The organism is Gracilibacillus xinjiangensis, assembly GCF_042651765.1.
GTDB lineage: Bacteria > Bacillota > Bacilli > Bacillales > Amphibacillaceae > Gracilibacillus > Gracilibacillus xinjiangensis.
This window is the reverse complement of the sequence record NZ_JBHSDT010000004.1, coordinates 490723-516983: the sequence shown is the minus strand read 5'-3', so window position 1 is coordinate 516983 and position 26261 is coordinate 490723. Positions and strand designations below refer to the sequence as shown.

The 26261-nt window shown below is 37.8% G+C and carries 22 protein-coding genes; 3 read left to right on the top strand and 19 right to left on the bottom strand.

Annotation, left to right across the window (positions count from 1 at the left end):
- Nucleotides 1–154: 154 nt before the first annotated feature.
- From ACFOY7_RS06675 to ACFOY7_RS06655, 5 genes are all read right to left on the bottom strand, one after another.
- Nucleotides 155–988, bottom strand: coding sequence for an STAS domain-containing protein (locus ACFOY7_RS06675; protein ID WP_390250635.1), 834 nt, complete (start codon nt 986–988; stop codon nt 155–157).
- 302 nt (nt 989–1290) lie between these two features.
- Entirely contained in the window at nt 1291–1962 is a 672-nt protein-coding gene (locus ACFOY7_RS06670; RefSeq protein ID WP_390250633.1) for a bifunctional 4-hydroxy-2-oxoglutarate aldolase/2-dehydro-3-deoxy-phosphogluconate aldolase, read from the bottom strand.
- 12 nt (nt 1963–1974) lie between these two features.
- Nucleotides 1975–2928 (bottom strand): sugar kinase, encoded by a 954-nt coding sequence (locus tag ACFOY7_RS06665; RefSeq protein WP_390250631.1) that lies wholly within the window; start codon nt 2926–2928, stop codon nt 1975–1977.
- Between the two features lie 16 nt (nt 2929–2944).
- A complete protein-coding gene (gene dgoD, locus ACFOY7_RS06660; protein ID WP_390250629.1) occupies nt 2945–4093 on the bottom strand; it encodes a galactonate dehydratase in 1149 nt (382 codons plus the stop codon).
- A gap of 15 nt (nt 4094–4108) precedes the next feature.
- The gene (locus ACFOY7_RS06655; protein WP_390250627.1) at nt 4109–4870 is read right to left on the bottom strand and encodes an IclR family transcriptional regulator; all 762 of its coding nucleotides are present in this window, start codon (nt 4868–4870) and stop codon (nt 4109–4111) included.
- 283 nt (nt 4871–5153) lie between these two features.
- Between ACFOY7_RS06655 and modA the strand changes: the two genes are divergently transcribed.
- Together modA and modB are read left to right on the top strand one after the other, a co-directional pair.
- Complete coding sequence (gene modA / locus ACFOY7_RS06650) at nt 5154–5924, top strand: molybdate ABC transporter substrate-binding protein (protein WP_390252055.1); 771 nt, start codon at nt 5154–5156, stop codon at nt 5922–5924.
- Nucleotides 5925–5928: 4 nt separating this feature from the next.
- Entirely contained in the window at nt 5929–6585 is a 657-nt protein-coding gene (gene modB / locus ACFOY7_RS06645; RefSeq protein WP_390250625.1) for a molybdate ABC transporter permease subunit, read from the top strand.
- Between the two features lie 96 nt (nt 6586–6681).
- Here modB and ACFOY7_RS06640 read toward each other — a convergent pair whose 3' ends face one another.
- The 8 genes from ACFOY7_RS06640 to ade form a co-directional block, all read right to left on the bottom strand.
- Nucleotides 6682–8733 (bottom strand): beta-galactosidase, encoded by a 2052-nt coding sequence (locus tag ACFOY7_RS06640; RefSeq protein WP_390250623.1) that lies wholly within the window; start codon nt 8731–8733, stop codon nt 6682–6684.
- A 273-nt stretch (nt 8734–9006) separates the two neighbouring features.
- Complete coding sequence (locus ACFOY7_RS06635) at nt 9007–10203, bottom strand: ROK family protein (RefSeq protein ID WP_390250621.1); 1197 nt, start codon at nt 10201–10203, stop codon at nt 9007–9009.
- Nucleotides 10204–10287: 84 nt separating this feature from the next.
- The gene (locus tag ACFOY7_RS06630) at nt 10288–12306 is read right to left on the bottom strand and encodes an ABC transporter ATP-binding protein (protein ID WP_390250619.1); all 2019 of its coding nucleotides are present in this window, start codon (nt 12304–12306) and stop codon (nt 10288–10290) included.
- Complete coding sequence (locus ACFOY7_RS06625; RefSeq protein WP_390250617.1) at nt 12306–14051, bottom strand: ABC transporter ATP-binding protein; 1746 nt, start codon at nt 14049–14051, stop codon at nt 12306–12308. Before ACFOY7_RS06625 ends, ACFOY7_RS06630 begins: the two co-directional genes overlap by 1 nt.
- Before the next feature lie 488 nt (nt 14052–14539).
- Entirely contained in the window at nt 14540–15523 is a 984-nt protein-coding gene (locus ACFOY7_RS06620) for an aldo/keto reductase (protein WP_390250615.1), read from the bottom strand.
- Nucleotides 15524–15789: 266 nt separating this feature from the next.
- On the bottom strand, nt 15790–15930 hold the full coding sequence (locus tag ACFOY7_RS06615) for a hypothetical protein (protein ID WP_390250613.1): 141 nt from the start codon (nt 15928–15930) through the stop codon (nt 15790–15792).
- Between the two features lie 199 nt (nt 15931–16129).
- Nucleotides 16130–17059, bottom strand: a complete 930-nt coding sequence (locus ACFOY7_RS06610; protein WP_390250611.1) for a nuclease-related domain-containing protein — start codon at nt 17057–17059, stop codon at nt 16130–16132.
- Nucleotides 17060–17162: 103 nt separating this feature from the next.
- The gene (ade, locus tag ACFOY7_RS06605; protein WP_390250609.1) at nt 17163–18929 is read right to left on the bottom strand and encodes an adenine deaminase; all 1767 of its coding nucleotides are present in this window, start codon (nt 18927–18929) and stop codon (nt 17163–17165) included.
- 118 nt (nt 18930–19047) lie between these two features.
- Here ade and ACFOY7_RS06600 point away from each other — a divergent pair, with 118 nt between their 5' ends.
- On the top strand, nt 19048–19281 hold the full coding sequence (locus ACFOY7_RS06600) for a YesL family protein (RefSeq protein ID WP_390250607.1): 234 nt from the start codon (nt 19048–19050) through the stop codon (nt 19279–19281).
- Between the two features lie 420 nt (nt 19282–19701).
- Here the strand turns inward: ACFOY7_RS06600 and ACFOY7_RS06595 are convergent, their stop codons facing one another.
- From ACFOY7_RS06595 to ACFOY7_RS06570, 6 genes are all read right to left on the bottom strand, one after another.
- Entirely contained in the window at nt 19702–20133 is a 432-nt protein-coding gene (locus ACFOY7_RS06595; RefSeq protein ID WP_390250605.1) for a CBS domain-containing protein, read from the bottom strand.
- A gap of 140 nt (nt 20134–20273) precedes the next feature.
- On the bottom strand, nt 20274–21041 hold the full coding sequence (locus ACFOY7_RS06590) for a DeoR/GlpR family DNA-binding transcription regulator (RefSeq protein WP_390250603.1): 768 nt from the start codon (nt 21039–21041) through the stop codon (nt 20274–20276).
- A 115-nt stretch (nt 21042–21156) separates the two neighbouring features.
- Nucleotides 21157–22023, bottom strand: coding sequence for an HAD family hydrolase (locus tag ACFOY7_RS06585; protein WP_390250602.1), 867 nt, complete (start codon nt 22021–22023; stop codon nt 21157–21159).
- A gap of 55 nt (nt 22024–22078) precedes the next feature.
- A complete protein-coding gene (locus tag ACFOY7_RS06580) occupies nt 22079–23221 on the bottom strand; it encodes an oligogalacturonate lyase family protein (RefSeq protein WP_390250600.1) in 1143 nt (380 codons plus the stop codon).
- Between the two features lie 13 nt (nt 23222–23234).
- Nucleotides 23235–24920, bottom strand: coding sequence for an alpha-L-rhamnosidase-related protein (locus tag ACFOY7_RS06575; RefSeq protein ID WP_390250598.1), 1686 nt, complete (start codon nt 24918–24920; stop codon nt 23235–23237).
- A 235-nt stretch (nt 24921–25155) separates the two neighbouring features.
- Entirely contained in the window at nt 25156–26130 is a 975-nt protein-coding gene (locus ACFOY7_RS06570) for a ring-cleaving dioxygenase (protein ID WP_390250596.1), read from the bottom strand.
- Nucleotides 26131–26261: the final 131 nt, after the last annotated feature.

Genomic DNA, 26261 nt, shown 5'->3' with positions numbered 1-26261 from the left:
CCCCTGGCGATTCCTTTTGGGATGGTTATTTTTTTCTGGTTTCTATCTATAAGAATAAATAATAGAGAAAAAATACATTACTTATCATTCCATTTACTAACTTTAAACACAAAGTAGCCGAATAAACATAGATCAGAGCAATATCATAACATAATTATTTACTATCTTTTATTAAATATTTACCAAGGGCTTTTTGCAATGTTCCTAACTTTTCAGTATCTGGACCGAATATTATTCCCGCTTCAGTCATTTCTTTTACGACTTCTTTACGTACACCAGTTATAACTGTAGAACATCCCATCATTGATATACCATTAATAATGTTCAAGAGTTCGACCGTAACCTCTTTATCCATCGTGGCAATTCCTGATAAATCAATAATCAGCATTTGAATTCGTACATTTGATACCTCTGTTAGTACTTTTTCTTTAACAATAGAAATACGGTTACTATCAATCGATCCTATTAATGGCAATATACTGATCTCATCATCAATAGGTATGATCGGCACTGATAGATTTTCTACTAGTTTCCTTTGTTCATTTATTAAAGCATCTTTATATGTTGAGTAGTTAATGAAGAATGTATTTAAGAACATGTCTACTCTATTATTAATATCCTGTTCTAAACTAAAAAAGTCATTCATTTTAACTTTACCTGACAGATCATTAAACTTATGTATATAAATCCATAAAGTTCTGCGCAGTGCTTGTATCCATTCTAACTTAAACGTTAACTCTATTGATGCTGTTGCCCAAGCTATCCCTTCCTGTTTTGCAAAGCTCTTCAGTTCACTTATCTTCCCATTAATAATATAAGATACTATTTTGTGAGCATTATTAACTAAATCTATATTACTGAATCTAAGAATTTCATCAATCTTATCTTTCACATTTACTGCTTCTGACAAAAGCGTTGTTTCAAAATTATCTTTATTGGCTGTGATAAAATCTCGAAGTTCAAATGACGAATCATAAACAACGTTCATTTTTATTCCCCCCCTGTATTCCCTCTTAAAAATATAAGTATATATACCCGTTTGAAACTATATCTAAACACTATTTTTTCATGTTTTTTGTCGAGAATCAAATAAATCATCTTGGTAGTTTAAACCATTATATTCTCATGTCATTTCCCCTGCAGTTATTTTGTTAAACGATACCTTGACAGTAACTCCACCAACCGCCAAATGAAATACAATGCATATTCGACTAAACACTCATTGTCTACATTAAAGGAACATAACAAGAACACGCTGATTGACGCAATTCCGATAAATTTCCCTAATCCCTATTGTGTCATTTCGCCATTATTTCTCTCCTTTCCATTGCGAACTTGTTGCAAAATTTGCCTATATGCTCTTGCCTTTCTCGTCAATTCTGCTAAATCTGCTTGACTATATTTATCTTTCGCTTGAACAAGTGAACCACCTAGTCCCACTGCAACGGCTCCTGCTTTGAAATAATCCATTATATTATGTTGAGCTACACCGCCAGTAGGCATCAATGGAATATGAGGTAAAGGTCCTTTAATGTCTTTTATATAATCTGGTCCAATTGCTCGGGAAGGGAATACTTTAATCACATCTCCCCCCGTTTCATATGCTGTCAATATTTCTGTCGGTGTCATTGCACCTGGAATACTAACAATCCCGTAACGCTTTGTTATTTGGATTGTATCAATATTAACTGTAGGAGAAAAAATAAACTGCGAACCTGCCATAATTACTGCCCTGGCTGTTTCTGCATCCAACACGGTTCCTGCACCAACAATCACCTCTTCAGGCAACTCGTTTCTTAACCGTTCAATCACATGCAAAACGCGCGGAGTATCCACCGTAATCTCCAACGTATGAATTCCACCGTTATAAAGTGCATTCGCCACTTGTAAAATATCTTCCGGATGTACCCCTCTGATAATCCCCACTAAACCGTTTTCAAAAATCTTTTGCAAAACCTCCATTTTCTTCACTCCTTAGCGACTAACATCGTCATTGTTTGGTTTGAGAAATCGATCAATTTCATTCTTTTCTGGTAATCCTTCTACATCACCGTTAACCATTGTTACCATTGCCCCTATTGCATTACCTCTTTTTACTGCTTCTTCGATGGCAATCCCGTCTAGTAATCCTGAAGTAAAGCCGGCAGCAAATCCATCTCCTGCACCAACCGGGTCTATGACTTGGTCAACTGGAAAACTAGCAACAAAGCCTGATTGTTCTTTTGTGAAATAATAGGTTCCTTTCTTACCAGCTTTTAAAATGACGATTTCTGCCCCTAACTCTAAAAGATTGCTTCCATAGACTTCAGGCTCTTCCTCACCAAAAAGATATGCCGCTTCACTTAAACCTGGCAAAACAATATCCGCTTGTGCAGCAATCTCCAGCATAACTTGTTTCGCTTTTTCTTTACTAGTCCAGAGTTTCTCTCTGAGATTAGGATCAAAGATAATTTTCACCTCATTATTTTTAGCTATGATCATCGATTTTTTGATTGCTTCATAGCAACTTTCACTGAGAGCCGGCGTAATCCCAGTAATGTGCAAATAGCTTGCTTGTGCAATGTATTCCTCACAAATATCAGTTTTGGATAAAGTGCTGGCAGCTGATTCATTACGATAATATTGCACCCTCACATCTGTACGATTACGCAATTCTTTAAAGTAAATCCCTGTTGGTGCATTCCTGTCAGATTTCACTTGCGAAACATCGACACCTTCCCCCCTTATAAATGAAATGATTGCCCTGCCAAACTCATCATCGCCAACTTTGCTAATCCACCCTGTTTTAAATCCAAGTCTTGCCAGACCAATCGCAAAATTAGATTCAGCACCGCCTATTTTTCTCGAAAAAGTTGCAGCATATCGCATCGGTCCATTCGATTCTGGTGTGAGCAGAATCATCGATTCTCCTAATGTAACTACATCCATTTATGCTTCCTCCTCTCTACCATTCCGCTACCGTACCATCCTGATGACGCCATATAGGATTCTTCCAATTATGACGTTTCTCTGCTATTTCTTTTACTTTTTCTTCATTTATCTCTATTCCCAGTCCTGGCCCTTGAGGAATCTTGACATGACCATCCTTATAATCAAAAACCGACCGATCTGTAATATAATCTAATAAATCACTCCCCTGGTTGTAGTGAATACCAAGACTCTGTTCTTGAATAAATGCGTTGTGAGCGGTTGCATCCATCTGTAAACAAGCAGCTAAAGCTATCGGACCTAACGGACAATGTGGAGCGATTGCCACATCATAAGCTTCTGCCATTGATGCAATTTTCTTCACTTCTGTAATCCCGCCTGCATGAGATAAATCTGGTTGAATAATATCAACATATCCATCAGACAGGAGGTGTTTAAAATCCCATCTTGAATACATCCTTTCACCTGTAGCAATTGGAATACTCGTATGATTAGCAATTTCTCTTAACGCTTCATTATTTTCAGATAAAACTGGCTCCTCTATAAACATTGGTCGAAACGCTTCCAATTCTTTCGCTAAAATTTTCGCCATTGGTTTATGAACTCTTCCATGAAAATCAATGCCAATTCCAATGTAATCTCCTACTGCATCTCTAACTGCAGCAATTCTTTCCATTGTCTGATCAATTTTTTCATAAGAATCAACATATTGTAACTCTTCCGTCCCATTCATTTTCACTGCAGTAAACCCTGCATCCACAACAGCTTTTGCTGCTTTTCCAACATCACTAGGTCGATCCCCTCCTATCCAGGAATAGACGCGAATGGAATCACGGCATGCACCACCTAGCAGTTGATAGACAGGAGCATTAAAATATTTGCCCTTAACATCCCACAATGCTTGGTCAATCCCGGCAATGGCACTCATTAAAATAGGACCGCCTCGATAAAATCCTGCACGATACATTACATTCCAATGATCCTCAATTCGAAGCGCGTCTTTGCCAATTAAGTAATCTCCTAATTCATGAACTGCTGCTTCAACCGTTGCAGCTCGCCCTTCGACAACTGGCTCTCCCCAACCCGCAATCCCTTCATCTGTTTCAATCTTTACAAAACACCACCTTGGTTCAACTAAGTATGTTTCTAATTTGGTTATTTTCATTTGATACCCACCTTCCTATTTCATATATCCTAATTTTTTTGAGATCGTTTTACTTTGTATTACTATTTCTTTTGCTAATTCACCATTAACTCTTTCTTTTGTTACCCGATCTGCAGGCCCAGCAATACTAATTGCCGCTACAACCATTCCATCATGGTCAAAAACAGGTGCAGCAATACAACGAATCCCGCTTTCATGTTCCTGTTCGTCGATGGCAAATCCTTTTTCTCTAATTGTATTTAATTCCTTTTGTAATTTATCTTGTTCTGTAATCGTTGTTTCAGTAAATTTAGGAAGTCCTTTTTCTTCAACCAATTGATTTACTTCCTGTTCCGTGAAGCCCGATAATAATGCTTTTCCTACACCTGTACAGTGCATATAAGCTCTTCTTCCGATTTGTGAATACATTCGAAGTGTATGCTCACTCTCCACTTTATCAATGTAAACGGCTTCATTACTGTCACATACACAAAGGTGGACGACTTCCCCAGAGGTTTCCGCTAATTTCTGTAAAGATTCTTTTGCCACTTTTCTAATATCCAAGTTGTTTAAAAGCGAGCTTGCGATCACAAGACATTGGATCCCTAATTGATAATGACCACTATGCTCGTTTTTTTCTACATAACCTTTTGTAGACAGGGTATTTAATAGACGATGGGTCGTACTTTTGGCTAAATCCATTTCTTTTGCTAACTGTGTCACACTTAACCCTTCCGGAAACTTTGCTAATGACTCCAAAATAGATAATGTACGTTCTACAGACTGTACTTGAGACATGATAAATCCCCCTTTTGTTCCGTAATACGGAACGATATTCTCTCTAATGGAACAACTTCATTTTATCTATGGTACTTAGTCATTGTCAAGGGAATTTACTATGTTAACGGGACGGACTGACATTCACAGAGTGGGTTTGCCTAGGTAAGTTTTAGGACAGCAAACTAGGAAAACAACTTATACTGTCTGGAATAAGAGTAACTTTTTCATTTTTTCTTTCCCTATAATTAGTTATAATCAATTATACTGACTAATATTAAAGGGGAAAAACATAGTGGAAAAGATGACCATAATGTTAATATGTGCAATCTTGGTTTTATCAAGCTTATCAGGATGTACAAAAAATCAGCAGTCTTCAGGAGAAACCGTTGAAATTACCGTCTCTGCTGCTGCCAGTTTACAAGATGCATTAACAGACATAACAACAATCTTTGAAAAGGAAAATCCCCGTATTAAGGTAAACTATAATTTTGGCGGATCCGGCTCACTTCAACAGCAAATTTCACAAGGGGCACCAGTCGATATCTTCTTCTCGGCTGCTGATGACAAATTTAAACACTTAGTAAATGAAGGATTGATCGAGGATGGACAAAGCACTAATTTACTCCAGAATGAATTGGCACTAATTATACCCTCAAGAGGCCAGATAGCCATAGCTGGTTTTACCGATCTAATACATGCTGATAAAGTAGCAATTGGGACTCCTGAATCGGTACCTGCTGGAAAGTATGCGAAAGAGACACTTGAAAGTTTAAATAGATGGGACAGTATGGAAAACAAGGTTATCTTTGCGAAAGATGTACGCCAAGTACTTACATATGTGGAAACAAATAATGTGGATGCAGGAATTGTTTATCTTACAGATGCATTAATCTCTGACAAGGTGAAAATAATTGCAACAGCTGAAACAACTATGCATACACCAATTGTTTATCCGGTCGGTATCGTCAAAAACAGACAATCTGTAACAGAAACAGAACAATTCTATTCCTATTTACAATCAGAACAAGCTTTACAGATTTTTGAAAAATATGGATTCAAAGGACTGAAATAATAACATGCCTTCAGATTTTTGGTCACCTGTCAGACTATCATTAGAAGTAGCCTCCCTGGCAATTCTATTTGTTGTCATTTCTGGATTGATTACGGGACGGTTTATGGCGAACAGGAAATTCAAAGGAAAATCGGTTGTTGAAACAATTTTCCTCCTGCCATTAGTATTACCACCAACTGTTGTTGGTTTTTTATTAATTATAATTTTCGGAAGAACAAGTCCCATTGGTCAAATGATCGAATCAATTTTTCAACAGCCTGTCATGTTTACCTATTGGGCAGCTGTTATAGCTTCAACTGTTGTTGCATTCCCACTCATGTACCAATCATTTAAAACAGGGCTGGAAGCAGTTGATAAAGATATCGAAAATGCCGCACGTGTTGATGGCGCAAGTGAATGGAAATTATTCATGTTTGTTTCGATCCCGCTTGCTCGCAGATCACTCATCTCAGGCGGCATATTAAGTTTTGCCCGCGCATTAGGTGAGTTTGGCGCAACACTTATGTTTGCAGGTAACATTCCAGGGAAGACACAAACGACCCCAACAGCCATTTATATTGCGATCGATTCTGGCGATATGCAAATGGCTTGGTTGTGGGTGGCTTCCATGATCGGGATTTCCTTTCTTATGTTGCTTTGTGTCCATCTATTCAAAGAATAATAGTAACGGCTGCATTTTATCCATTAATGCATCTACTCTAGTCCAAAATCAAAAATCACCCCCATTTCTTAGAGCTGAAAACGGGGGTGTATACTATTATTTTCTCAACACTTTTACATTAAAATTTTCCAAAGTTATAGATTTCGGCAAACTCTCACCTGTTAATAAATCTCGATAATTTCGGTCTGGAAGGATCACTTTTTTCATTTGGTTAGAGAAATTCATCAAGAATATAAATTCATTTTCTCCATCTGTTCTAACCTGTGCACTAACATCTTTTGGCAACAGCCCGCCTAGTGCTTTTTTCAATTGCAATTGATCTGCGAGCTCTCCATAAAATGATTGATGAAACGCCTGGTCATTTCTTGAAGCAATATAATATGCTTTTCCTTTCCCAAAGTTATTTACTGTTAGCGCTGGTCTCCCTGCATAGAAATCACTTTTATAACAAGCTATGGCTTCAGCACCTTCTAAATGAATTAAATCACATAACTCTCTTGCTTTAAATTCACCTTTAAGGCCGAACGAATTATTACCTGTTGCTTCGATTGTGTTCACTTCATTATCATATAATCCGTCCATTTCTTCTGACCAGATTCCTAACGTTTTGCGCAATGGTCCTGGGAACCCACTTAAGAAACATAAATCATTCTCATTAACAATACCTGACCAATATGTCGCAACAAACGTTCCACCATTGCGAACAAATTCCTCAATCTTTTCTCCTACTCCTGGTCTCACCATGTATAACATTGGTGCGACCACCACTTTATATTTTGAGATATCTTTATCCATATCAATCACATCAACACTAATGCCTTGTTCCCAAAATGCCTGGTAATGTTCTCTTACCGTTCTCTCATAATGAATACCACTATTTCTTGGACCTTGTGCGTCCTTGACGGCCCAACGATTTTCTGTATCAAAAATAACCGCAACCTCAGCTTTTACCGTTGTGCCTACTATTTCATCCAGTTTCGAAAGCCCTTCGCCAAGCTCTTTCACTTCATTAAAAACTCTTGTATTCTCATGACCTGCATGATCAACAACTGCACCATGGAACTTCTCACTAGATCCGCGACTTTTACGCCACTGAAAATACTGAACAGAATCAGCACCGTGTGCTACTGCTTGTAATGATGACAGCACATGCATTCCAGGTTTTTTTAATTTACTAATCGGCTGCCAATTTGTCAGGCTTGGTGTACTTTCCATTAATAAAAATGGTTTCCCATCTTTCAATGAACGGAACCAATCATGGTTTATTGCTGTCCATGCAGCTAAAGCAGATTCATCTTGTTCATCATGCCAAGTTGGATAGGAATCCCATGATACAATATCTAAATCATCAGCAAACTTTGCATAATTCAACCCTTCAAACGCTTCCATAAAATTCGCTGTTACAGGTAATTCTCGATTAACATCTTTCAATGGTTTAACTTCATGACGATAGAAATCCAATGTTTGATCTGTAACAAAGCGCTTCCAATCCAGATTCTGCCCATGCACCATTTTTTCACCATGCGGTGCTGGTGATTCTACTTGTGACCAATTAGTATACGTATGACTCCAGAATGTCGTCCACCATGCATCATTCAATGCATCTAATGTCTTATATTTTTTCTTTAGCCACTCACGGAATGCATCTTGGCAATAAGAACAATGACAATCTCCACCATATTCATTGGAAATATGCCAGCCAATCACTGCCGGGTGATCAGCATAACGCTCTGCTAACTTCGCATTCATTATTGCTGTCTTCTCACGGTAAACCGGAGAAGTATAACAGTGATTATGCCGCATTCCATGCAGGTTACGAACACGATTTGCCCCTACTCTCAGTACTTCTGGGTATTTCTCTGACATCCATGCAGGCCTGGCTCCCGTCGGTGTAGCCAATAATGCATAAATACCATTTTGATCGAAGGTGTCTAATAACTTGTCCATCCATCCGAAATCAAAGTTACCCTCTTCTGGTTCTAGCTTAGCCCATGAGAAAATCCCTACAGACATCACATTACAGTTTGCCAGCTTCATTAAGCGAATATCTTCATCTAACACTTCAGGATATTTCTCCCACTGTTCCGGGTTATAATCAGCACCATGAAGCATTTTTGGTATCTTGTCACTAAGTGGTTTGAATTTCATTTTTCATTCACCTTGCTTTCTTTTAAATTACTTTTCATTCAATCGCCTTCTTCATCAATATTCGGAGAGAAGCCGAACTGTTTATTCTAATTAGTGGTCACCTCCTTATTAAATTAATTTAATTATCTATCTATATTATAAAACAAATAAATGAAGATAGATAGATAATTAACAACACTTTTACGATTAAAGAAAAATGGAACCTGCATCCATACTACCTGCAGGTTCCATTCCCATATATTTTGTAGGTGCGACCAGCTATTTATGCCGATTTTATTCCAAATTAGGTTCAAATAGATCTGTTAATATCAATGCTACTGAACCTAAAGAAGAACCATATTGGCCCAACTCAGAAATTGTGATAGATGTTTGTTGCGCTCTTTCCGATATGGCCCTTTCTCTTAATGTCTCTCTCATGGATGTTAAAATAAAATCACCTGCTTTCGATACGCCCCCACCTAAAATTATTTTGCTAGGATTGTAAATATGAACAAGGTTAGTTAAGGCAATCCCGATATACACGCCTGTTTCATGCAGAATCTTTACAGCAAGAGAGTCTTCATGTAGTGCTGCTTTATGAACAAGCTCTGCTGTCAATTCTACCTTATCCATCCACTTTGTAAGTATACTTGCTTCTCCTTTGTCCAAAAGTTCTTTTGTTCGTTCCACGATAGCCGGTCCTGAAGCTAATGTCTGGAGACAACCGTGATTTCCACATGAACATTTCTTCCCATATATATCAATCATCATGTGACCTATTTCTCCTGCGATCCCATGCTCGCCATTATATAGCTTTCCGCCAATAACAATCCCTGCACCTATCCCTCGGCCAATGTTAACAGCAACCATACTTTTATGGTTAATTCGATCTTGAAACCATGCTTCTCCTAATGCAAATGCTTTGGCATCATTTTCGACTTTTACATCCATCTCAAAAAATTCTTCAAGATGTGATTTAATGGGGATATCTCTCAACTGCAAATTTGGTGCAAATATAGAGACACCCATATCTGTATCCACAATGCCATGCATGGCTACTCCAATCCCAATAAATTTTAATTGACTGTGTTGATCGATTAACTGTTTCACACCTTTTATTAAAAGGGAAAGAAACTGCTCTTTTGTAACATTTTCGGCTAAATGCTCTTCTGACTCTTCAACTACTTTCCCTGACAAATCGGAAACGATAAACTGTATGTTGCTTAATCCCACATCAATCCCGATAATATGGAAGCCTGACGTGTTTAATACAAGCATCGTCGGCTTCCTGCCTCCTTGTGACTCTCCTAATTTACTCTCTAAGATTAACTCTTGTTCTAACAGCTCCTTCACAATGCTTCCAACTGTTGGTGGTGTCAGTTGTGTATCCTTCGCAATTTGAGCTCGGGAGATTGGTTCAGAAGTACGTATTTTATTTAAAATAATCGCTTTATTTAGTGACTTCATCCATTGAAAACTACCACGTTGCATGACACTTCCCACTTTCTTAAGATACTTCATTAAGTATAACATGACCCGCGGGAATCGTACATGAACGATTTCTTTCCTATTCTGTTAAGATACTTGAACTCTATCCTTCCCTAATTGCATTTCGTACATTTTAAAATATTCACCTTGTGCCTCAAGAAGTGTCTCATGATTTCCTTGTTCCAATATTTCCCCATGCTTTAAAACAAAGATTTGATCTGCTTGTTGAATGGTGGATAACCTGTGGGCAATGACGAGTGTTGTCCTGCCTTGTTTAAGAACGTTTAAAGCATTTTGAATCATGCCTTCTGTTTCTGTATCTATGTTAGCTGTTGCTTCATCAAGAATAAGAATTGCTGGGTCAAACGCAAGGGCACGTGCAAAGGAAAGTAATTGGCGTTGACCTGTGGAGAACTCATTCCCTTTTTCTTTCACAGGTTCATCATATTGATTCGGCAGCTTTTCAATGAAACGATTGGCTCCTACTGCCTTTAATGCTTCGATTGCGGTTTCTCTGCTTATAGCTGGATCGTTCATCGTAATATTCGATAAGATGGTGCCAGTAAAGATAAAGGGGTCCTGTAACACAATCCCTATATGTTTTCTAACTTGCTGCTTTGCATAGGTTCTTGTATCTGTGTCATCTATAAGGATTCTTCCTTTCGTTGGATCATAGAAACGAAAAAGCAGATTCATGATCGTACTTTTTCCTGAACCAGTATGACCAACAAACGCAGCTGTCTCCCCTGGCTGGATCTCGAAGCTTAACTGTTTCAATACATAGTCTTCTTTATTATATGCAAAGGAAACTTTCTCAAAAGACACTTTTCCTTTGTATCGGTTAATTGGGCTATCATCCATTTCTTCCGCTTTCTCATCCAGCAAATGGAAAACTCTTTGACCTGAAGCTCTCGCTAACTCTAATTGTTCCAGCTGACTAACAATTTGATTTACTGGTTCAAATAGACGAGTTAATAAATCGACTAATGCATAAAGTAAACCTGCAGATGCTATTACAGTGCCGTCAAGCGCATTGCTGCCAAAATAGATGATAACAATAACAAATGCAACATTGCGTAATAAATCAACTAGATTAAATGAAGAAAAGGCATTGAATGTGTTCATCTTTGTCTGGAAGTGACGCTGTTTTTCATTAAGCACTTCAAACTCATCTACCATGCGCTCTGTTTGATTGTATGCCTGAATAACTGTCATCCCTTGAATCGATTCATTAATGTTTGCATTTATATTGCTGTTCGTTTCACGAATAATACGATTATATTTCCCGCCAATTTTCTTATACACCTTCATCCAGACAAATAAAATTGGGATCAACACTAAACTAATCAATGCTAGTTTTACATCTAAGATAAATAATGCAATAAAGATACCGAACATATAGATGATGCCTGAAGCAAATACTTCTAATACTTTGACATATAATTCCCTTATCGCTTCCGTGTCATTAGTTACTCTTGCTAATATTTTCCCCGCTGGCTGGTCTACAAAGTATTTAATCGGTAATCGTTGAATATGCTGGAACACATCATGACGCATTTTTTGAATAATACGATTGGATGCATATTGCAGCAAATACGTCTTATAGTATACAAAGACCGAGGCGATTAAGATAAGACTGATATACAGTACGAGCAACCATGTTATTGACTTGACTTCTTTTTGAAAAAAGACAGAAAGTTCATTTGTTGAGAGCTTTTCACCTGCTGCCGCAATGGTGTTTTCTTGATATTCAAGCAGGACCTCCCCATTATCTGCTTCTGTTAATTTAGCTTGTAATGGCACTTCAGCTTGCAGCAAATAAAAGGAGATACCATCTTGGAAGAGGGTGACGACTTGTTCTGAGCTTTCATCTGTTCGATCAACTCTTGTGTAATACTGTCCATTAAATTCGATATTACCGTCTTCCGTTACAACATAATGATTCGCAACACCTACAATATGCTGATCAATTAATCTTTTCGCAATAAATGGTCCACTTAATTCAAGCGCGACAGCAAACATTAAACAAACAAGCCCAACGATAATTGTTTTCTTATATTTCATTGCATATTGGAATAAACGTTTCTCTGTTGTCGCTTTTTTCATTATTTTAACCCCCCTTCCATCTGTTGAATCATAAATTGATGGTAGTACCAACCTCTGTTGCACATTAATTGTTCATGGTTGCCGTGTTCGGAGATTTCTCCATCTTCCAGTACGATAATTTGGTCAGCGTGTTTTACAGCTGATAACCGATGGGCAACGATAATGGTTGTTTTGTTGACCCGTTCCCGCTTTAAATGTTCAATAATATTCGCTTCGGTTTTTCCATCTACTGCTGACAAGGAATCATCAAGGATTAATATTTCCGGATCTTTGATTAAGGCTCTTGCTAAAGAAACCCTCTGTTTCTGGCCACCAGATAATGTCACACCACTTTCGCCAACTAATGTATCTAATCCTTCCGGCAAATTGTCAATATCCTCTTTTAGTGAGGCTGTTTCGAGAATATGATGGATCTCCTCATCACTAGCTTGGGTATTTCCGAATAATATATTTTCTTTCACCGTTTTTGAAAACAAGATATGATCCTGTGGTACATAACCAATCCAATCTCTCGTTACACTTAGCTTTAATTCTTCAATGGGAATGTTATCAATTAGTAACTTTCCTTCTTTCGCTCCCGGATATTCTCTTAATAACTGTCTGACTAATGTTGTTTTCCCAGACCCCGTTACTCCAACAATACCAATGGTCTCTCCACGGGTTATATCTAGATTGATATTGGCAAGAGCTTTCTTCTCTGTTTCAGGGTAAGAAAAAGTTAGTTTGTTAAACTGTATTTTGCAAGGAACTTTAATATTTTTCGGCTTTTTAGGATCTGCTACATCTGGTTTTTGTGTGAGCACATCCTCTATTCTGTCTAATGATGCATTTCCGCGTTGCATTACATTAATCAGCTCACCAACTGCAAACATCGGCCAAATTAACATACCTAAGTACACATTGAATGTAACTAATTGGCCAATTGTTATATCACTTTTAATAACCAGATAGGAACCAAAACCTAATCCAATCGTATAGGAAATTCCAACTAAAATTTTGATCGTTGGTTCAAACAATGCATCCAGTCTGGCTACAGCGATATTTTTTTGAAAAACTTCTTCTGCTTTATCATTAAATCGCTGTTCATCTTGCTTTTCTTGTACAAATGCTCTTATTACCCGAACGCCTTGGATGGACTCTAATGTGTTATTGTTCAACTCACTAAATAGAGCTTGTGCCTTCATAAAACGCTCATGAATTTTTGCCCCGTATTTTTGCATGATCAATGCCATAATCGGCAATGGGATAAGGGCAACCAGTGTTAATTTCCAATCAATCATGATTAGCATGACACCAATTATAAATGCCATAAACACAGTGGAATCGACTAATGTTAAAATACCGAATCCAGCAGTTGTCGCTAATGCCTTTAGATCATTGGTTGATCTCGCCATTAGATCACCTGTCCGATAGCGCCCATAAAAAGCTGGTGTCATTTTCATAAAATGGTTCATTAATCTCGAACGGATTGTTCTTTCCAATAAGATTGCTCTGCCGAATAACGTATGCCCCCAATAAAAGGACAGGACATAGATCACAATAATCAATCCAATAAAAAACAGGACAACCTCTCTTAATCTTTGTTCCGTTAATTCATTCTGTGCAATGGTATCCACTACATTACCAATTAACATTGGCGGGATTATAAACAGTAAGCTCGCACTCGTCAGCGCAATAATCGCTAACATATAGCGAAGCCACTGTTCCTTAAAGTACCAGGATAATTTTCTAAAGACCGTAAACATAACTACTCCTCCTTAAAACCGGCTAGCCATCATCATAGCTATCCTCACATTCAATTAGTGTTAGCAGCAGGTAAAATATTCTGTGATTTTCCCTTTCCATTTCATCATGCTCCTTTCCATTTTTTTAGATATAAAAAAGCGCAACCGGCCGTGGCCAGATGCGCTTATAAACATGGGAAGTTTAGCATTCTATCATCGAAGAGCAAATAAATATCTTCAAAAAGATAGAGAAAAGCCACGATCAATCGTTCTAATCATGACTTTTTATCAGCTAAACTATAAAATTATCTCTCCACTTCATAAGAGATGATCTATGATTATTTTAGGCAAGGTCACGTTAATACTTTTATTTAATTTATGGTTGGTGATATTAAGATGTAATTTCATTTTCGCGACCTCCCTTTCCTTTATTTGTTAATGCATTTAAAAGTATACAATTTCATTTATTGAAAAGCAATATATTTTTTAAAATTTACCATATTTTCATCTTAATATGGCCCCCGAATATGTTTATGCACATCATTCTTATAAAATGAACGTAAGTCTTCTAGTTCATTTGCCGAAAACTCCTTTACGTCTATTGCTGCTAAATTGTCCTCCACTTGTTTAACTGTCTTAAATCCCGGGATGACCGATGAAATGCTGTCATGGCTGAGAATCCACTTTAATGCAGCTCGTGTCATATTGCCACGCCCTTCTGCGATCCAATCTATCTTCTTGCTAAGCTCCACCCCTTTTTTAAATGGAAGTCCTGCGAATGTTTCCCCAACATTAAATGCTTCCCCATCTTTATTAAAGTTACGATGATCATCTTGTTCAAATTGATGGTTAGTTGAGAACTTCCCTGTTAAAAGTCCGCTTGCTAGCGGAACCCTGGCCAGAATACCAACATTCTTCTCTTGGGCGATTGGGAATAACTCCTTTATAGGCTTTTGACGGAAAATATTAAAAATGACTTGCAGTGCCGCGACATTTGGGTTTTCCATCGATAGTAAACCTTCCTCAACGGTCTCTACACTCACTCCATAATGACGAATCTTCCCTTGTTGTTGTAATTTATCCAGCACCTCAAACACATGACCATCACGGAGGATTTCTATCGGCGGACAATGGATTTGGATAAGGTCTAACTGGTCGCGTTCCAGCCGTTTCAAGCTATTTTCCACATAGTTTGTTACAGATTTCTCTGAATATGTTTCTGGATCGTGAATATCACCAGCACGACAAAATTTCGTTGCTATGTAGACTTGATTTTCCTTACCTTTTGTCGCTTTCGCAAGTAATTCTTCACTATGCCCATCTCCATAAACATCCGCTGTATCAAAGAAATTAACACCAGCATCCATCGCACGAGCTAAACCATTTAATGCTTCTTTATCATTTGTTTGACCCCATGCACCACCAATTGCCCATGTGCCAAAACTGAGCTCACTGATTTTCATCTCGGTTTTTCCAAATTGACGGTATTTCACATTCGATCTTCCTCTCTTATTTTTCTATTTTTCTCATCTGTTGCTATGATTAGTTCTGACTACAAGTAACATTATACTTACATTCCAGCTGAATAAAAAAGAATCCGCTTACCTTTTAAAAGAAAGCATAAAACCTTGCCAGGCTCCCAAATGATTTGGCCTTTGATACTTTCTCGACTGCATACCTTTTTGAGACCCTGGCTGGGGCTTGATACTATGACGCTCTCCTGACTGCATAACTCTCCCGCCAATCACTAGTTTTGACGCTATGGCGCTCTCTTGACTGCATAACTCTCCCGCCAATCACTAGTTTTGACTCTATGACGCTCTCTTGACTGCATAACTCTCCCGCCAATCACTAGTTTTGATGCTATGATGCTCTCTTGACTGCATAACTCTCCCGCCAATCACTAGTTTTGACGCTATGACGCTCTCTTGACTGCATAACTCTCCCGTCAATCACTAGTTTTGACGCTATGACGCTCTCTTGACTGCATAACTCTCCCGTCAATCACTAGTTTTGACGCTATGATGCTCTCTTGACTGCATAACTCTCCCGCCAATCACTAGTTTTGACGCTATGACGCTCTCTTGACTGTATATTCCCTAGCAACCCTCTCCCCTTTCCTTTATTTCATAGTAAGTAAAACGACTTAGAAATACTTTGTTGAAATGTTTATCAAGAATTCTCTGGATCCTTTGTTTAGAAGAAATAATCTTACACCACTCATATATATCATTTGTCGTAATTTCCCGTTCTGGAAACAAAAGCCTATATTCTTTGACATTTCGCAATACAGCACTCTCCACAAATTCTGCCTGATTACATTGTTTGCAAATACATTTTCTCCCATCGGTATAAAGGTGAAAGGATTTACATCGAGAGCACGCTATTCCTTTTTTTATTGTATCAAAATCATATTCGGGTACTTGCGAAATGGGGGACTTACTGATATGAAGTGATGTTAAATGTTTAGCTAGATGCTGTTCTTTGGCTGAGATTGTTAATTTAACTTGGTTAAACTGTTGAAGGAACTTTCTGATTTGAGTCGGGTAAATGAAGGGTTTATTTAGTGGGGCTTGATACATGGTGAACGCTGAATTGACGAAGACGACATAACTATGAACAGGGAACTCAAAATCATATGATTGCAATAGCTGCCGCAGTAATGACTCACTTTTTTCTAATTGAAGTAATGGATTGTTTCTTTCCTCTTTGGATATCCGGTATAGATGATCTGCTTCATAAAAATGATCACCTTCATAATTCTTGATCTCAAACAAAATGATTTTCCCGGCCAGCAGCAGAATCGTATCAATTTGGAAATGGTTATTTTTTTGCTTTAACAAAAGATCATTTATAACCAGACAATCACTGGTCAGCTTTTCCATCCAGGAATCAAACAGTAATTCTCCTTGATACCCCTTTTCCAATCCTCTAAAGTACTGGCTATCCTTCTCCGATAAACCATTTCGTACAAATAATGCTTCTAACATTAGCAATTCACTTGACTTTCGCCTTTCCTTATAGATCAATAGAACACATCCTTTCCATCATTATATTAACATTTTATTCCTCAACAAACCTTGAGTCAACATAAAGCGATGCCCCCATGTAAACGACATAGGAGCATCTCGATTATCCTCTTATTACATCAATCAATTCAAATTTTGTCACATCAACTAGGCCACGATTAGAAATGCGGACTTCTGGTATAACTGGTAAGGCAATTAAGGAAAATGTCATAAATGGTGCATGGATTGGACAACCAATCTCTTGCCATGCCTTTTCTAATTGATGTACTTGCTCTACTACTTTTTCTAATGGCTGATTAGACATTAGACCCGCAATAGGCATGGGAACATGTGCCAAGATCTTTCCATCATCCACAACAACCATCCCGCCGCCAGATTCTGCCAGTGTATTTGCAGCAAGCATCATATCTTCAGGATCTATCCCCATTACTAACAGGTTGTGGCTATCATGTGCTACAGTTGAGGCGACAGCTCCTGACTTTATTTGAAATCCTTGTGCAAAAGATAGCGAGATTTGGCCAGACTGATGATGTCGATCAATACATGCAAGTCTGACAATGTCCTGCTCAAGATTTGGCTGAATCACACCATTAGTCACCTCTAAAGTTGCTGTCATTTTCTCTGTCCTTGCACTATTTTCAATAATCCTGATTCCATTGATATCCACACACTTATCCACAGAAGTTGTGAATAAAAAGTCTTCAGCAACTAAGGGACGCTTAAGTTTTACAGTATCCAGCGCAAATTGTGGATAAGTATATTCTGGCATGTGGGCAACTAATTTTTTATTATGTACGATAATTTTACCATTCGTTAAAACTGTCTCTGCTTCTACCTTCTCTAAATCACTTAATATAATGATATCTGCTAATTTACCTGGCGTAATGCTGCCAAGTTCTTTATCCATATGAAAATATCTTGCTACATTAATTGTCCCCATTTGAATTGCTGTTACTGGATCGACCCCTTCTTCCATCGCTCTTCGAATAACATGATTCAGCTGTCCTTTATCCACAAGTGTCTGGGGATATACATCATCTGTTACTAATGAAACATTGGACGGGTCAATGCCGTCTTCTGTAATAATTTTAATAACTTCTTTCACATCATGCCATGCGGATCCTTCACGAATCATGATATGCATCCCAAGTCTTGCTTTTTCTAATCCTTGTTCCCTTGTAACTGTCTCATGACATGAATCAACACCTGATGCTATATATGCCTGCAGCATCTCACTAGTTCCATCAGGGAAATGTCCTGTCACTGTTTTTCCCGCTCGAATGGTTGCCTCAATCTCTCCAATCATCTTCGGGTCATCATATACAACACCAGGGAAATTCATTACCTCCCCTAAACCAACAACTCCATCCCATTCCAGCCCTGACTCAATATCTTTCACACCTAAAGAAGCGCCTGCATCTTCAAGATTGTTTGTTGCCGGCACACATGACGGAAAGGTTGTGAAGACTTTCAGTGGCAATTGCTTTCCTTCCTCATGCATTAAACGAACTCCTTCGGTTCCCAATACGTTAGCAATTTCGTGTGGATCCATAAAAACAGCTGTTGTTCCTTTTACTAATGCTGCTTTAGCAAATTCTGTTACAGAAAGCATGGTACTCTCTACATGCATATGTCCGTCCATCAAGCCTGGAGCAATATATTTTCCTGTCGCATCAATTATTTCTGTTTCTTCTCCAACCAGCTTACTTGCATCCCCAATATAGGCAATACGATTATCAATAATGGCAACATCCATATTTTGCTGCATTTCTCTCGTCATTACATTAATAATGGTACCATTTTTAATCACAATATTTGCATGGTCACTTCCGGCTAAAACTTTCCGAACATTTTTTCTCGCTTGAGACATTTTGTTCCCTCCACTTATTTTTCCTACTATCGTAAGCTTAATTGTTGTGACTAGTCAACGTTTTTCCAGTTAATCTGGGCTAAAATAACATTAGAAAATTATGAAAGAGGTTACACTTATGCGAAGTTTATTATTTACTGCTGCGGAATGGATTTCACGATTTGCCTATGTTAATCTGCTATGGATTGGATTTAGTTTGCTGGGGCTGGTAGTGTTCGGTTTCTTTCCTGCTACTGCTGCTATGTTTGCATTAGTTAGGCAATGGATTATGGGGAATATCGACAAACCTGTCTTTTCAAGTATCTGGGTCACTATAAAAAAGAATTTTTCAAAAGCAATCTCTTTGGTTTAGTCATTATCAGTATCAGCTTTATTTTCTACGTCAATTATCAATATATTATGTTATTTCAAGGTGGATTTCACGATATTATTAAAATACCTTTATACGTATTTATGATTGCGATTATGTTAACGATTTTTTATGTATTCCCAACATTCGTTCATTATAATATTAAGTTTATCGATATTTGGAAAAAATCATTCTTTGTTATGCTATTGCATCCGCTCCATAATATATCAATGGTTGCAGGTATGTTTGTCATTTTATATATCATGCAATTCAATTCCAGGGACGATCATCTTTTTTAGCGGGAGTTTCATCACATTTATTATTATGGGTACATGTTATCATGCATTCCAAAGAATCGAGTTGAAACAGAAAACACTGATGGAAAAAACGAACTAGGTTGGGCTAGTTCGTTTTTTCCGCTAATTAATGGATAATATCTGTATGTTCAGAAATCTCTTCTAACGCTCTTCCTGCAGCTTGATCTGACATTTGGTCTAATGATAAGTCACCTAATGACAGCATACCAATTAATTTCCCCTGATTTACTACAGGTAAGCGCCTAATTTTATAATCGGCCATCATTTGACTTGCTTCCTGTAATGTAGCTTCAGGTTGTACTTTATACAATTGGCCACTCATTACTTCTTTAACAGGTGTTGCAGCATCTCTATTTTCCGCATAACCTCTTATAACTAAATCACGGTCTGTTACCATTCCAAGCAAATCTTGACTATTTTCACAAATAGGGACAGCACCAATGTTCTTATCTTTCATTAATTGGGCAACCATTGCAATGGAATCATCTATACGGCAGCTTGCTACATCTTCTGTCATAACATCTCTAACTGTCTTCATGGGATAAACCTCCTTCCAGATTCGTTAAGAAAACTTAATCAAAGCTTAGTTTATCCACACATAGACGGTCTATACTTGATGCTTACTTTCCCTTCGTGGGCCGCAATTATCCTATTACCATTTTAGAAACGAGCACCTCATTATCCTGCTTTCATTATTTGTAATCCAAACTCTTTTAATTGCTCTACATCTTGATCAGATACTTCGCAATCTGTAATAATACGTTCAATTCGTCCCAACTCAGCTACATGAGCAAATGCCTGTGTATGAAATTTGTAATGGTCTGCGAGAATATAGGTTGTGTCTGCAATCTCTATCATCTTTTGCTTTACGCGGGCTTGTTGTTCATTTGACTCACTAATTCCCCGCTCCAGGTGGATCCCTTTACAAGAGAGAAAAGCTTTATTTACATGATATAAATCAAGTGATCTTTCTGCTAATGGACCAACATACGACAAGGAGCGTGCAAGCAAAGTACCACCTGTTGATATGACCGTTATGTGTTGTTTTTTGCTGAGTTCCAGCACAACATTTACTGAATTAGTTAATACCGTTATTGGAATATTTGGCAAGTTTTGCGCAACATACCATGCAGTCGTACTTGCATCTAATAAAATTTTGTCGGATTCTACAATATGTTTAACTGCTTCCTTAGCTATTTGTTTCTTTTCTTCAATATGTATAATTTCCCGTTCGTGAAAAGATATCTCCAGCTCGTCAGCAATTGGTTTTATACTAACGGCTCCACCGTGACTGCGTGCCAGTTTCTTTTCTTTTTCTAATTTCTCCAAATCTCTTCTGATTGTTTCATCTGTTACTGAGAAGAGTGCTGCTAGTTCTGATACCCGTACGCTCTTTCTTTTATTTACTTCTTCTACAATGCGTTGGTGTCTTTCCGCTACTAACATGAAACAGCCCACCTTTTCAAAAAAACTTCGACTTTTGTTTATTTTTGTTTCTGTTTATTTTAACATAACATATGCCCAAAACAAACAAAGAAATCAAGCAAGGAAAGTTCCTTACTTAATTCCCCTTTAAAGAGAAATATTCGGCTAAGTAATGATATACTCCTTCTTCATCATTAGAATAGCTCGTTATTTCTTTCACTATTTCTTTCATTTGATCCGTTCCGTTTTTCATTGCTACAGGATATCCGACAAATCGCATCATTGGCAAATCATTATTGCTATCGCCAATAGCCATTGTTTCGTCTGATTTAATATCATATAAATCAAGCAATGCTTTAATACCTGTCGCTTTATTCACTCCTGCCACCATGACTTCAACATTATGATAAGATGAGGAAGATGTAGTAAAATCTTCTTCTTTTTTCATCGCTTCTAACTCTCTGATCCAATGTTTCATTGTCTCATGACTAGGACTAAAACAGTAAATTTTCGAATATTTTTGGCTAGGTAATTCTGTAATCCATTCGATATCATTCTCATGAATAGCTGTTTCACGATCTATCCATTCATTTATTCCTACTTCTTCCGGTTTCTTACTATCAATCATTTCTGTCATATAGGCTTTATCCTGTTCAAAGGCTAGTCTTCGTCCATCGTTCGGGTGTACTTCATAATATATATGATGAGCGCTCGCAGATTCAATTACTTTTGCCACAACGGAACGGGATAATTCATGTTCTAACACTCTCTTCCCATTGACATGTGTTATCATTCCATTTGCTGTCACTACCCCATCTAATTTTATCTCCCCTGGTACTGCATCATATATCTCTTCTAAAGAACGACCTGTAACTATAAAAACTTTGATCCCCTTATTTCTAATTTCTTCAATAATATCAAGTGTTCTTTCCGTTATTTTATTGTGATTATTTAACAATGTACCATCCATATCCAGACATAATGCTTTTGGTATAAAAGACATAAAAAATCCTCCTTTAGCTATTGATATATTATAGCATAGCCAGAGGAGGATTTTCTTACTTAACAAAGTCCGGTAAATCTCGGGCACTTTTAGGAACTTCTACTAAATAGATATTAGCATATCCATTCCGGTCACTTGTGTAGACCAGTTTAGATCCATCTGAAGTAAATCTCGGATGTGCATGGACTTTTTGGGTATGAAAACTGCAACGATGTTCACATAACACTTTCGGATGTGAGAAAAAGCCGTTTTTCTTATACCAGATAACAATATGTTCTATTGGCGCACGACCATCTACAACCACTTTGTTAAAATCATTGGAGAAGGCATGCCAATTAACAAAATCAAATTCGACTTCTTCTTCCTCTGTATTATCATATTTAATTTTGCCAAAGAATCCTGTACGATCCTTCCTAAATCCATGATATCCGATTGTTTCTCCATCTTGATACCAGTATTCATGACCAACCATCTCTTGCTCTTCTTTTCTTACACGGATTTTCCATGCTTCACCTGTTTCCAGATTAAGTCCCCAGATGCGATGATCAACTAATTGCCAAGGACCTTCATGACAAAATGTAATTAACTCAGGTCTTATAGGTGATGTGTTAATATGTGTAATAAAGTTATTTTCCCGGAAAACTTCTACCATTTCTTTTGTTGCTAAGTCTATTTTAATAATGGCAGATTCCGGCCTTGCCTCCATTAACTCTCGATGGCCGATATAGCCATTACCTAGATCAGTATAAACTCTATCCGACATATTCTCTCTTTGACAGGTAACTAAATATTTGCCATCTGCCGTACAGTTTAAATTTCCGCCAAGCAGTGCGCTCGGTTTTTCATAGATTGTCTGCTCTTCCAGTGTTATTAAATCTAATGATATGATTTGATCATCTCTACGAAAATAAACCATCTTCTGATCCGGGTGCAGACATGGATTCAGACTCCCATATGTTTTCTGATGATCAGTTAGCTGGGTGATCACACCTGTTTCTGTATCCACACTAAATAAATCCGTTTTATTATTTCGGTCCGAACAAAATAACAATTTACGATCGTTATCATACCAGCCATCTTCCGTAAAATAAAAATGATGACTGTGCCCAGTGTAATTGGTTAACTGAATGGTTGGTATTCCGGTAATCCTGTCATTAAACTTTTTCCATTCCGGCGGCCATACTTTACCCTTTCCCATTTTCCCATCTCCCTTACCTTAAAATGTGTACTTCATCAGGCGCTTCGATGGTTGATTTTATCTTGCCATCTGATTGCCTTTCATGCTTTACATCGATTGCTCCATAGGGTGTAGGGAAAGTTCCCTCCACCCATTGTAAATCTCCAAGCGATGGATCAATTTTTATCTCCTTACAGCCAGGAGTGACTATTTTAATTCCTAACACGTAACGCGAAAGCCAAGCCGTTGGGCCGGATGCCCAGCCATGACATAAACTGTGACGATAACCTGCATAGCAATGATCGCCATAAGTACCATGGACATCAATCTTGTTCTTTGGTGTCAGTTGATCTATTCTCGCTGCATTGTTGAGCCATTCCATATTAAAATCTTCCCAGAATGTTGTCGCACCGAGCTGCAGCATTCCGCCCCAATATTCCCTTATCATTCGGAGCGTTTCAGTCATCTCTCCTGCCATTGCTTTCGCTAATAAGATATAATAGCCATAAAATGTAGACATCCCTTTCGCCCCGTCAACAGCAATCACTTCCTGACTCGCTTTTTCTGGATCAATGATATTTGCAAGAGCCAACACTGCTGCTGCTTGTTTGCTCTTTCCATGGTATACCTTTCTTTTCATTAAATTAGCTAAATAGAGATGACAACGTTGACTTGCCTCTGTTTCTTCCAAATAATCACATAAAAAGGCACCTTTTTTGATTGCTAGTACATATAATGCATGAACACCTGCTGCAACACCCTCTTCATTATGTACAGAGGGCCAATCAAGAAATGGGTTTGGCATTGTATTACGGCCGTCCTTATCGATATGTTCCCCCATTTGGTCCAACAAACGGATTAAATAACTCTTCTGTTCCTTTAGATAATCTACATTACCTGTATACATAAACCAATCATGTTGAATAATAATCCACCACGCAGAGTAACTGGGAAATGTATTCATCCACTGCGGTAATGGTGTGCGGTCCCTTACATAATCTAAACTCTCTGGAACAATCTGATGGTTTCCAAAAACAGCCTGTATTGTTGATACTTCAGGATGCATATCACCAATCCATACCATTCGGTCTCGTTTAATCCCATCCCAAAGGTATTCCTGCATATTTAGATAAACTGTATAGGCACCTGTCTGCCAAATCTGATTCAAAAGCTTATCATCGCTGTGAAAAGAGCCTTGAAATTCTAAGTCCCTATGAATAAAGATAGCCTTGATTGTATTAATCTGGATAAAGCAATCAGATTCCAGTAAATCAATTCTTACAAAACGAAAGCCTGTATTGCCAATTTCATTCATTCCCAGAAAACTTATATCAACGATTTGGTCTCTCATTGCATGATCATTGGTAGCATTAGTATTCCCCCCAATATCACTCATTGCCTCCATTGCAGATTCACCAAACCGCACTCTTACCTTCGCACTTTTTATTAGTTCACCAGATTTTACAATGTTCCACACCGCTAATTGAATACCTCCATGCAGTTCAACACCAAAATCTAAAAGGATTGCCGGTGAACTGCCCTCATGGCTCATTACAACGGGCTTCTCTGGCGTAATTAATACCTGTGACTCTCTATCCTCTAACAGTAATTGTTCATTATCTATTCTCGACTGATTACTATCTGTTTTCCACAAAATATTTTTCGGTGTTATATATTCACGCACTCGTGGATCCTTTTTACCTGATGCAATTTCTTCCATTTAAATAAATACCTCCTCGTTCCCAAATTAGATAGCGCTTACATTACACTCTAACTAATCCACATAGTTTTGACAATTATACTTTTTTTCGTAATTAATACATTTTTGCAATGCGAAGGAAAAAGGAGTTCGGCAGTAAGACCACTGTGTCATTTATGATTTTCCCAAAAATAAAAGCACCTGGATAAAGAAGGTGCTAAAATACAGAGAACAAACCATTTCTCTTCTTCCTATACTATTTCTCTTTTGTGTCTAATGGTTTTAATTTTGCTTCAATTTCTTCCCGATCACGCTCTAAAAATGGTGGTAAAGCAATTTGTTCACCTAAATGTTCGATATCTTCATCTGTGGCAAACCCTGGACCATCTGTTGCCAATTCAATAAGAATACCATTAGGTTCTCTGAAGTATAATGACTTGAAGTAATAGCGATCAACAACCCCTGAGTTTGGTAAGCGTTCTTGACTGATACGCTTTTTCCATTCATTTAATTCCACTTCATCTTCTACTCTTAATGCAACATGATGGACACTGCCTCTGCCCGGACGCTCTTTTTGTAAGTGTGGCCGAACTTCCACATGTAACTCTGCACCAGTCCCACCTTTTCCTGTTGTATATACTTGAATCTTTGGCATGTCTGTTACAGGTGAAGTGTATTCTCCTGTTTTACGAAAGCTCAGCACACCTGTTAAAATCCGCTCAGTTGGTTCTAAATCAGGAACGGTTAATTTCACTGGTCCAAGTCCTGTAATTCCCATGTCTCTTGGCACAACACTATTAGACCAAGGAATCCCACCTGCGACACCCTCATTCGTTTGATCGGAAACAAGAACTAGTCGTTGGTCCTCATGATCTTTAAAATGAATTACTTTTCTCCCAAATTGTTCTTCTATTCCGTTGTTTTCTACATCCATTTCATTAAAGCGATCTATCCAATAGACTAATGCATCATCATCAGGCACCCTTAATGAGGTAGCGGAGATACTGTTGTTCCCTGGATACGTATGCCCTGCACCCACTATCTCAAAAAACGTTAAATCAGTTCCTGGTCTTCCTATTTCATCTGCATAGAACAGATGATACATGCTCGTATCATCTTGATTGACAGATTTCTTGACTAAACGCAATCCTAATATCTGGGTATAAAAATCATAATTATTTTTCGCATTGGCTGTTATGGCAGATACGTGATGCAAACCTTTAAGCTCCATCAATGATCCTCCTCTTTCTAAAGAAGTAATATTTTTAAGTATCTATTTATTTTACCTTATTATTATCTCGAATTCAAAACAATCATATTATTGACATTTACTTCTTGTATGTTAGAATTTTCTTTAAGTTA